This is a genomic window from Microbacterium sp. NPDC077184, assembly GCF_040687055.1.
In the GTDB taxonomy this organism is placed as follows: Bacteria; Actinomycetota; Actinomycetes; order Actinomycetales; family Microbacteriaceae; genus Microbacterium.
In genome coordinates, this window is record NZ_JBFBMM010000017.1 from 1 (window position 1) to 1,080 (window position 1,080).

The 1,080-nt window shown below is 67.6% G+C and carries 1 protein-coding gene; it reads right to left on the minus strand.

Annotation, left to right across the window (positions count from 1 at the left end; all coding sequences use genetic code 11):
- Positions 1–9: 9 nt before the first annotated feature.
- On the minus strand, positions 10–978 hold the full coding sequence (locus AB0O93_RS16160) for an IS481 family transposase (protein ID WP_101852925.1): 969 nt from the start codon (positions 976–978) through the stop codon (positions 10–12).
- Between the last annotated feature and the right edge of the window lie 102 nt (positions 979–1,080).

Consider the following 1,080-nt stretch of genomic DNA (forward strand, 5'->3'; position numbering starts at 1 on the left):
TGTACGGGGTCAGGACGTTGGTTGCAGTCGGCTGATCGGGGGGTTGCCTCCGAGGGCTGAGTGGCGTCGTCCAGTGTTGTAGTGCTCGAGCCAGGGGTCAAGTGCTGCGGTGCGGTCGTCGTTCGAGGTGAACGGTTGCCGGTAGGCCCATTCGGTTTGCAGGGTCCGGTTGAACCTCTCCACCTTGCCGTTCTGCCACGGGCAGTGCGGTTTGATGAACTTCTGCCGGATGCCGTGCGCGCCGCAGACGCCGCGCAGCGACCATCGGTAGGCCCAGGCGTTGTCGGTGATCAGCCGCTCGATGCGGGGGATGCCGTGCGCGGCGAAGTAGCCGATGGCGCGTTCGAGGAACGCGGCGCAGGTCGGGCCCTTCTCGTCGGGGAGGACCTCGGAGTATGCGAGCCGGGAGTGGTCGTCGACGACGGAGTGCACGTAGTCGTAGCCGACGACGGTCTGTTTCCGGGCGGCTGTGGAGCCCATCGCTCTGCCGTGCGCCTTCCACCCGCCGCCGTCGGGGATGCGACCGAGCTTCTTCACGTCCATGTGCACCAGCTCGCCGGGCTGCTCGCGTTCATAGCGGACCGCTGTGGTCTTCGACGCGCGGATCCGCTCCCCGGTCATCGGGTCCAGATCGACCAGACGAGGCAGCCCGGACCGGGCGATGATGCGCGACACCGTCCGCGCCGGCACCCCGGTGCGGGCCGCGACCTCGTCACGGCCGACTCGTTCCTTCTTCCGGATCGCGACCACCGCCGCGGCCCTGGCATCGGGGGTGCGGTTGGCGACGTGGTGAGGCCGCGAGGAGCGATCGTAGAGACCGGCTTCACCCTCGGCGCGGTAGCGGTCCAGCCACCGCTTCACGCAGCGTCGGGACACGCCCATTGCCGCGGCGATATGCGCCTGCTTCCACCCGGCACCGGCACGATGGACGATGAGCAGCCTGCCGTGCACGGTCAAGCGGGCATTACGGTGGGACACGAGAACCTCCGAGTTCGTGAAGACGTCAGACATCTCCACTAAGCCCGGAGGTTCTCCCCTTTCACAAGACCGGAAACGCCACCAACCTCATGGCCGGGTACA